The 8,103-nt window shown below is 71.2% G+C and carries 8 protein-coding genes and 1 pseudogene; 3 read left to right on the top strand and 6 right to left on the bottom strand.

What is annotated here, in order from left to right:
• Positions 1 to 449: 449 nt before the first annotated feature.
• On the bottom strand, positions 450 to 1,469 hold the full coding sequence (gene glnII, locus GQS09_RS25080; RefSeq protein ID WP_165989843.1) for a glutamine synthetase: 1,020 nt from the start codon (positions 1,467 to 1,469) through the stop codon (positions 450 to 452).
• Positions 1,470 to 1,615: 146 nt separating this feature from the next.
• On the opposite strand from glnII, the gene GQS09_RS25075 reads away from it, so the two are divergent.
• The gene (locus GQS09_RS25075) at positions 1,616 to 2,509 is read left to right on the top strand and encodes a Gfo/Idh/MocA family protein (protein ID WP_165989842.1); all 894 of its coding nucleotides are present in this window, start codon (positions 1,616 to 1,618) and stop codon (positions 2,507 to 2,509) included.
• A gap of 128 nt (positions 2,510 to 2,637) precedes the next feature.
• Here GQS09_RS25075 and GQS09_RS25070 read toward each other — a convergent pair whose 3' ends face one another.
• The 3 genes from GQS09_RS25070 to GQS09_RS25060 form a co-directional block, all read right to left on the bottom strand.
• The gene (locus tag GQS09_RS25070; RefSeq protein WP_165989841.1) at positions 2,638 to 3,183 is read right to left on the bottom strand and encodes a hypothetical protein; all 546 of its coding nucleotides are present in this window, start codon (positions 3,181 to 3,183) and stop codon (positions 2,638 to 2,640) included.
• Positions 3,180 to 4,277 carry a helix-turn-helix domain-containing protein gene (locus GQS09_RS25065; protein WP_165989840.1) on the bottom strand — a complete coding sequence of 366 codons (1,098 nt, stop codon included), beginning with the start codon at positions 4,275 to 4,277 and terminating at the stop codon, positions 3,180 to 3,182. The genes GQS09_RS25070 and GQS09_RS25065 overlap by 4 nt, the downstream gene beginning before the upstream one ends.
• Positions 4,278 to 4,342: 65 nt before the next feature.
• On the bottom strand, positions 4,343 to 4,795 hold the full coding sequence (locus GQS09_RS25060; RefSeq protein WP_165989839.1) for a hypothetical protein: 453 nt from the start codon (positions 4,793 to 4,795) through the stop codon (positions 4,343 to 4,345).
• 187 nt (positions 4,796 to 4,982) lie between these two features.
• Here GQS09_RS25060 and GQS09_RS25055 point away from each other — a divergent pair, with 187 nt between their 5' ends.
• Positions 4,983 to 5,807, top strand: coding sequence for a helix-turn-helix transcriptional regulator (locus tag GQS09_RS25055; protein WP_165989838.1), 825 nt, complete (start codon positions 4,983 to 4,985; stop codon positions 5,805 to 5,807).
• The gene (locus GQS09_RS25050; protein WP_165989837.1) at positions 5,797 to 5,964 is read left to right on the top strand and encodes a DUF397 domain-containing protein; all 168 of its coding nucleotides are present in this window, start codon (positions 5,797 to 5,799) and stop codon (positions 5,962 to 5,964) included. Before GQS09_RS25055 ends, GQS09_RS25050 begins: the two co-directional genes overlap by 11 nt.
• 6 nt (positions 5,965 to 5,970) lie before the next feature.
• Here GQS09_RS25050 and GQS09_RS25045 read toward each other — a convergent pair whose 3' ends face one another.
• Together GQS09_RS25045 and GQS09_RS25040 are read right to left on the bottom strand one after the other, a co-directional pair.
• Positions 5,971 to 6,711, bottom strand: a complete 741-nt coding sequence (locus GQS09_RS25045; RefSeq protein ID WP_207958259.1) for a hypothetical protein — start codon at positions 6,709 to 6,711, stop codon at positions 5,971 to 5,973.
• Between the two features lie 96 nt (positions 6,712 to 6,807).
• Positions 6,808 to 7,825, bottom strand: a pseudogene (locus tag GQS09_RS25040) (GNAT family N-acetyltransferase).
• Positions 7,826 to 8,103: the final 278 nt, after the last annotated feature.

Here is an 8,103-nt window from a genome sequence, read left to right as displayed (position 1 = left end):
CCCTCCGGTGCCCCCGGGGTGTCCGGCGTCCGCTCCGGCGGGGCCCGGCCGGTGTGCCGGGCCGGCGCCGGGGCGGCCGGGGGCCTGCCCGCCGGGTGCGAAGCGCTGCCCTCCGGGGCCGGTGGCCCGGCCGGGCGGTATCCGGCCGCCGGTGTCGTTCATCGCCTGTCCTCCACGTCGTCCCTGCCGACGGTGGTCAGTCTGCCGGGCGGGCGGAGCGGCGGTCACGCCGCCCGGGCCCCCGGCCGCGGGTGTACCTGGGTACACCGGGAACGGACCCGGACGGGCCCCGGCCGCACCGAAGGCGCCTGCCGGTTGCCCGGCAGGCGCCTTGGGGTGTCTCCCCGGAACCGCGCCGAGCTGCGGAACGCGGCCGGGGAGACGTCCGGAGCGGGCCCCACCCCCGGCACCGGGCGACGGCGCGGGGATGTGCCTCGGCGGGGAGGAGTTCAGACGAGGCCGGCCGTCTCCAGCTCGGAGCAGACCGTGTCCACCATCACCCGGGTGACGGTGTACGGGTCGCAGTTGGCGTTCGGCCGGCGGTCCTCGATGTAGCCCTTCTTGTCCCGTTCCACCTGCCACGGGATGCGGACCGAGGCGCCGCGGTCGGAGACGCCGTAGCTGTACCTGTCCCAGGGGGCGGTCTCGTGCAGGCCGGTGAGCCGGTCCTCGACACCCGCGCCGTAGTTCTTCACGTGCTCCAGCGGCTTGCCCTCCTTGCCGAGCGACTCGCAGGCCGTGATGATCGCGTCGTAGTTCTCCCGCATCGCCTTGGTGGAGAAGTTCGTGTGGGCGCCGGCGCCGTTCCAGTCGCCCTTGACCGGCTTGGGGCTGAGGGTGGCGGAGACGCCGAAGTCCTCGGCGGTGCGGTAGAGCAGCCACCGGGCCACCCACAGCTGGTCGGCGACCTCCAGCGGGGAGAGCGGGCCGACCTGGAACTCCCACTGGCCGGGCATGACCTCGGCGTTGATGCCGGAGACGCTGATCCCGGCGGCCAGGCAGTTGTCCAGGTGGGCCTCGACGATGTCGCGGCCGTGGATCTCGTCGTCGCCGACGCCGCAGTAGTAGCCGCCCTGCGGGGCCGGGAAGCCGTTCTCCGGGAAGCCGAGCGGGCGATTGCCTACAAAGAAGGTGTATTCCTGCTCGATGCCGAAGATCGGCTGCTGTGCGGCGAAACGTTCCGCCACCGGGCGCAGCCGGGCCCGGGTGTTGGAGGCGTGCGGCGTGTCGTCGGTGTTGTAGACCTCGCACAGCACCAGCAGGTTGCCGCCGCCGCGGATCGGGTCCTTGAACGTGGCCACCGGCTTGAGCACGCAGTCGGAGGCGTGGCCCTCGGCCTGGTTGGTGCTGGAGCCGTCGAAGCCCCAGACCGGAGGCTCGGCGCCGTCGGCGAGGATCTTGGTCTTGGAGCGCAGCTTCGCGGTGGGCGATGTGCCGTCGATCCAGATGTACTCGGCCTTGTAGCTCACGGGTGTGCTCCTCCGAAGGAATCCTCGCGCTGCGGTTACGCTGCCGTCAGGGTCGCCACCAGCGATTTCCTTACGATTGCTCATCTGTTAATCACATGTGAACTGAGGGCTCGCGCGTCTTGCGGCCCCTCGGTGAGGAGAACGTCATGCGCTTCGGCCTGCTCGGTACCGGCCCCTGGGCCCGGATGATCCACGGCCCGGCCCTGGCCGCCCACCCGGACGCGGAACTGGTGGGGGTGTGGGGCCGCCGCCCCGAGGCCGCCGCCGGACTCGCCGCCGACCTGTCCACCCGCCCCTACGACGACCCCGACGCGCTCTTCGCCGACTGCGATGCGGTGGCCGTCGCCCTCCCGCCGGACATCCAGGCCCCGCTCGCCGTCCGCGCCGCCCGGGCCGGCCGCCACCTGCTCCTCGACAAGCCCCTGGCCACCACCCCCTCCGGCGCCCGCGAAGTCGTCGACGCGGTCGCCGAGGCCCAGGTCGCCTCCGTCGTCTTCTTCACCCTCCGCTTCGCCGCCGCCTCCTCCGCCTGGATCGACCGCCAGGCCGTCGCGGGCGGCTGGCACACCGGCCGGGCCGAATGGCTCTCCTCCATCTTCGGCGGCTCCGAGAGCCCCTACGCGGCCTCCCCCTGGCGACGCGAGAAGGGCGCCCTGTGGGACGTCGGCCCGCACGCGCTGTCCGTGCTGCTCCCCGTCCTCGGCGACATCCCCGACCTCGCCGCCGACCTGCGCGCCCTTCCCGGGCGCGGCGACACCGTCCACCTGCTGCTGCGCCACACCACCGGCGCCACCAGCACGCTCACCGTCAGCCACACCATGCCCCCGGCCGCCTCCACGGTCGCCGCCGAGCTGCACGGCGTCGAGGGGATCTCCACCCTCCCGTCCCGCGAGGAGGACGAGGTCCCGGCGGCCTACCGCCGCGCCATCGACGCCCTGGTCACCGCCGCCGAAACCGGCGAACCACACCCCTGCGACGCCCGCTTCGCCGCCCGCGTCACCGACATCCTCTCCGCCGCCGAAACCGCCCTCAACCGCTGAACCGGCCCCCGGACCGGGCGCGCGCCCGGCCCTCGGCCCATCGGGTGCGCGGCTACGGCCGGGCACCCGATCGCAGGGCGGCAGCGCAGGGTCAGCCGCGGGCCCCTGCCCGGCTGGACCGGTCCGGGTCAGAAAAGCCCTTCCCTGGCGCACCATTCGGCGAAGCCACCGGGTGGGAAGGGAAGACGGTACTTACCCGCGATCAGGTCGTCTGCCAGCGCGGAAACCAGCGGTACCGTGAGAAGCCCGATGTGAATCGCGTCGCACAGCAGGGCCAGGGTACGGCGCAGCGTGACGGGCCGGCCTCGGGCCGCCTCCTTGGCCACCCGGTCGTCGACGACCGCGACGGCAGACGGCAGGGTTTCCGCGAGCGCGAGGACCCCGCACTCACCGACGTTGCGCCCGTCCGCGCCGACCAGATGACGCTCGTAGTGGGCAAACGCCGCTAACTGTGCGGGAGTTTCGAGAGCAACCGTTTCAATCCAGTCGGCATCGAGTACGCAGCGCAGGTGGTGGTGCTGTTCGGCTCCGTTGCGCAGCTCCTGCGCGACCACGTCGGGAATCAGTACGCGGTGGTCCTTCAGGACGATCTTGAGAACCCCAAGCCACTGGGCCCGTGCGAAATGGCTCAGCGGGCCGGTGTCCAGCACGTAAGCCTTCTGCGGTTCGGTCACGACGTCACTTCCCAGATCTCCGCCTCCGGCGCGGGGGGCAGATCGGGGAGGGAATCACGGTCGAAACTGCCGCGGAGCAGCCCGAGAGCGCGGTCGGCGGTGATCACCTCGCGGCGATAGAGCTTCAGCACGGCTGCCTCGTAGGGGCGCGGCAGCGATACGCGGTCCAGTTCGTCCCGGACGACGAGATTCTTCTCCACGATGTCTGCCTGCTTCGTCCTGACACGGCGGATGTCGTCCGCGCCTCTCCCGTCCACCAGGTCGAGTTCGAGAAGCCTGCGTGCCAGGGTTGCCATGTCCGTTCCAAAGTGGCTGGCGGCTCGTACCGCGGCGTCGCGCCATGTCTCGTCCGGGAGGGACAGCCACTCCGTCCAGCGGTTCCGGAGGTCTCCGCCGGGCAGCAGCATGGCGCGCGCGAAGCGGTCCAGCCGGGATTCCAGGTCCCCGGTCTCCGCCGAGGCGACCCGCCAGTCCAAGGTGACCGGATCGGCGATGAGGAAGTGACCCAGTTCGTGGGCAGCGGCGAGGCGGCGCCGTCCGACCAGCCAGTGCGAGTTGATCAGCGCGACGCCACCACGCCTCAGCAGCACCGTGCCGGCATCCGCGCCGTTCCCGAGGTCCCTGGCAAAGACCAGCAGTCCCACCCGGGCAGCCAGCCGCGAGAGGTCGTGGGCCGGTTGCTCGGGAGCCAGGCCGAGGAGCCGGCGTGCGGTGGACGCCAGCTTCTCCGCCTCCTCAGCCGTGCTCGGGCGCGGCAGAGGTTCCGGCTGTCCCTCGACCAGTTCCGGACAGTGGGAGGTGACGAACTCCGCGTCTCGGATCAGTGAGTCGAGTTCGAGGTCGATGGCCTGCGCGGCCACCTCCGGCTGGGCGCCGCGGTAGGAGGTGAGCGCGGGAGTGGCCTCGTCGACGAACCACTCCACACGGCGTCCCAGCTCGCGCGCGATCGCCACGAGCTCCACAGCCGTCACCCGGCGGTTGCCCGTTTCGATCTTCGCCAGTGCCGTGCGGTCCATGCCAATGGCGGCGGCAAGCTGAGCCTGAGTGACTCCGCGTTCCGCCCTGGCCTCGGAAACACGCACCCCGATCTCCATGTGTGCGAATGTAGCACAAAGCGAGATCGGGGTGTCACTGTAGAGAGTGGAATGGTGGCATACCGTCACGGCTTCGTGATCAGTGCCAGAGCCGTGCGCACGACCTCGGTCGTGGTGCACTCCTGGCCGGTGTGGTCGGTCCAGCGGCCGTCTTCGGGGTCGGCCACGGTTTCGCGGACGTAGCACGGGTCGTCGAGCTGGATCCTGATGACCCGGTATCCGGCCAGGGACAACTGCCGGGCCGGGTATTCGTAGCAGGTCATGGACACCTCCCGGCGGGCGCCGAGCGCTCCGGTGAACTCCCGCCAGGCGGTGGCGAGCAGATCCTCCCGGCCGGTCAGCCACAGCAGGGCCGGAGTCGTCCGGACGGTCGTACCGGGGTTGTCGCGCATCGCTGTTCCTCTCGGGTATCGGCCGGTGGCGCGGGCCGCGTAGATCCGGGCGTCGCAGTCACCGCAGTGCCGGTCGCCGGTCCGTGGATCGGTGACCAGCGCTCCGGTGTGGTGGCAGGCGCCCACGTCACCCTCCGGAGAAGGCCGGGGCCGGGCCGTTGTCGGTCATAGGTGTCTTCCTCTGTGGCGATTGGCGCCTCAGGTGCCCGGGTATTCACCCGCTGTATCCATGACATCGCCGTGGGGTGGCTTTCGGACACCCTTTTCGTTGATGCCGATGAAGTGACATCAACTCGCCCCGGGAACAGCACGTATGACCGAAGAGACCGCCAAGCCGCCGCCCAGCCTTCTGGAGTTCTTCGCCCGTGAGATCAGGGAGTTGCGCACAGCCGAGAAGCTGACGCAGCGCGAACTCGCGGCGAAGGCGAACATCAGCCAGTCGCTGCTCGCCCGCCTGGAGGGAGCGGAACGGGTACCGAGCATCGAGGTCGCCCGGGCACTGGACCGGGCCCTGGGCACCCGTGGCACCTTCGAGCGCCTCTGCCCGCTCATCAGCACCTACGCCTACCCCGACTGGTTCCTGCCGTTCGTGGAAATGGAGCGGGAGGCGGTTGCCATCCAGTCGTACGTCGGCCACGTGGTGCCGGGCCTGTTGCAGACGGAGGAATACGCGCGGGAGCTGTACAGCACGGTCCGTCCGGACAACCTGACCGAGTTGGTGGCTGGACGGATGACCCGCCAGGAAGTGTTCGAGAAGGACCCGCCGCCGCAGTGCTGGTTCATCATTGACGAGTTCGCGCTGATGCGGCTGGTGGGCCGTCCGGAGATCACAGCGGCACAGCTGGCCCGTCTGCTGGAACGCGGGCAGCAGCCGCGCATCGTGATCCAGATCGTTCCGCGCAGCACAGCTCGGCACCCGAATCTGGATGGCAACTTCACGCTGTTCCGGCTGCCGGATCGGGAGGATGCCCTGCACATCGACGGCTACCTGAAGGGTCGGATGGCGGTTGATCCACGGGAAGTTGCCGCAGCGGAGCACACCTATGATCTGCTCAGGGCGGTAGCTCTCCCGCCGGATGAATCGGCAACTCTTATCAAGCAGCACATGACCGAGTGGAGCAGTCATCATGTGGCGTAAGAGCAGTTACAGCGGACAGAACGGCGGGGACTGCCTGGAAGTCCGGGAGGACGTTCCCGGCGTGGTGCCGGTGCGGGACAGCAAGCGGGCGGAGGGGGCGCGGCTGGTGGTGTCCCGCCGTGCCTGGCGGGCGTTCGTGAACCTCGCCAAGGGGTGAGCGGCGTCAGCCGAAGGCCGAGCGGAACTGCGGGAAACGCGCGGCCTTCGGGTCCAGCAGATCGATCAGGGCTATGAGCGTCTGCTGGAGTTCCGCCAGCCGGGGAGCGGCCGGGGCGGTGTCCTCGGCCAGCCCGTCTATGTCCTTGAGCACGGGCGCGAACCAGCGGCGGAAGGCATCGTCGGTGTCGAGCCGTGCGGAGAACTCCGCATAGCCGAGGCACCTGCGGCGCCCCGGTTCTCCTTCGGGGTGGATCATCAGCTCGCCGATCGCCCGCTGCTGTGCCCGGAAGAGACGGAAGGCGCGGCCCGGTGCGGCCTTGTTGAGCGCCGAGGCCGCCTGCGAGACGACGGTGACGATGCGCTGGTTGGTACGGGACCGGCCGAGGTCGAGGAACTGCACGTCCCGGCGGAGGATCTCCACCCAGCCGAGGTATTCGGCGAGCACGAAGGCGGTGCTGCGCCGCACGTACTCGCGCTCCTCCTCGGTGCCCTCCTTCAGGAACGCCGTGATGAATCCCCGGTGCGGGCCGGGAGCCCGGTCCACCTCCTGGCCGTGCAGGATGTTGTACAACCTGCTCTGGAGGTCGAAGGCGGCCCAGGCCAGGGAGGCTCCATAGGTCTCCATCAGGTCGCGCTGCTCGACGGCCCGCAGCCGCCGCTGCGTCCAGTAGCCCAGTACGGCCGCTGCGGAAGCTCCGGCCACGGCCACCACGGCGGACAGGAGCGACAGGGCATCCACCGGCATGTGCCTTCCGGGACGGGGCTGGAGGGGCGGCGAGCATCGTAGCCACCGGAGTGCGGCGCCCGGTCGCCGCCCCGCCGGATCCGGCCGGGGAGCACGTCAGAGGTCCAGTTCCCAGTCCTGGCCGGTTTCCTGGGGGCCGAAGAGGGTGTGGGGGCGGGAGGCGACCAGGCGGAAGCCTTCGCGCTCGTAGATGCGGCGGGCCGCGGAGAGCACGTCGTTGGTCCACAGCACCATGCGGCGGTAGCCGGCGGCGCGGGCGAAGTCCAGGCAGCGGCGGACCAGGGCGGCGCCCACGCCCAGGCCGCGGGCGTCGGGTTCCACCAGCAGCAGGCGGAGGCGGGCGGTGTCCGGTCCGGCGTCGCGGTCGGTGACGCAGAAGACGCAGCCGACGGGTTCGCCGTCGGCCTCGGCGATCCAGGCCGCCTCGCGGGCCGGGTNCGATCCAGGCCGCCTCGCGGGCCGGGTCGTGCTCCCGGGCGTACTCGGCGACGACCCCGGCGACCAGGGCTTCGAAGGCTTCGTTCCAGCCGTACTCGGCGGCGTAGAGGGCGCCGTGGCGCTGGACGACCCAGCCGAGGTCGCCGGGGGCGGGGGCCCGCAGGCGGAGCCGCGGCCGGTGGGCGGGACCGGGCATCAGCAGGCGGCGGACCGTGCGCAGGGCGTTCAGCAGGCGGTCCAGCCCGGCGGGGGAGAGCCTGGCGACCAGGGCGCCGACCGAGGCGCGGGAGCGGGCGTCCAGCAGGGCGGCGGCCTCGCGGCCGGTGCCGGTGAGCCGGGCCAGCTGGCGGCGGGAGTCGGCCGGGTCGCGCTCGCGCTCCAGCAGCCCGGCCGTCTCGGCGGCGGTGAGCAGGCGGCTGAGCTGGCCGGCGTCCATGTCCAGTGCGCGGCGCAGTTCGCCCACGGCGGTGCGTTCCTGCCGGGAGAGCTCGTAGAGCACGCGGGCCTCGGGGAGCGAGTGGGGGGTGCCGAGCCGGTGCTCGTAGTCGAGGGCGCCGATGAGCCGGGTGTAGTCGCGGTTGAACCGCCGGACGGCCTCGACTGCGGTGTCGGTGTCGGCGGTCGTGGGGGAAGCGGTGGGAGGAGCGGCGGGGAGCGTGCGTTCTCCGGGATTCATTGACTTAGTCAAGGATTTCGGGCGGGTGGATGTCAAGGGGGCGCGTCCGCCGATGGGGTGCCGCGCGGCCGGGCGGCGGTGTCGGTGCGGGGTGCGGGCGGAGCGCTATGAGATCAGTAAGTCATGCCATCGGATACATCCGACAAATCACCCGAGCGTCGGTTCCGTCCCGGGCGTCGCACCATGATCGGTGGAGCCGTCTGCGCCGGCGTGATCGGGCTGAACCGGCTGCTGGGGTGGGAGCCGTCGCGGCCGGACGGCTCGGCCGGCGCGATGCG

The organism is Streptomyces sp. YIM 98790, from assembly GCF_011421595.1.
Lineage (GTDB): Bacteria > Actinomycetota > Actinomycetes > Streptomycetales > Streptomycetaceae > Streptomyces.
This window is presented reverse-complemented; position numbering and strand designations above follow the sequence as displayed.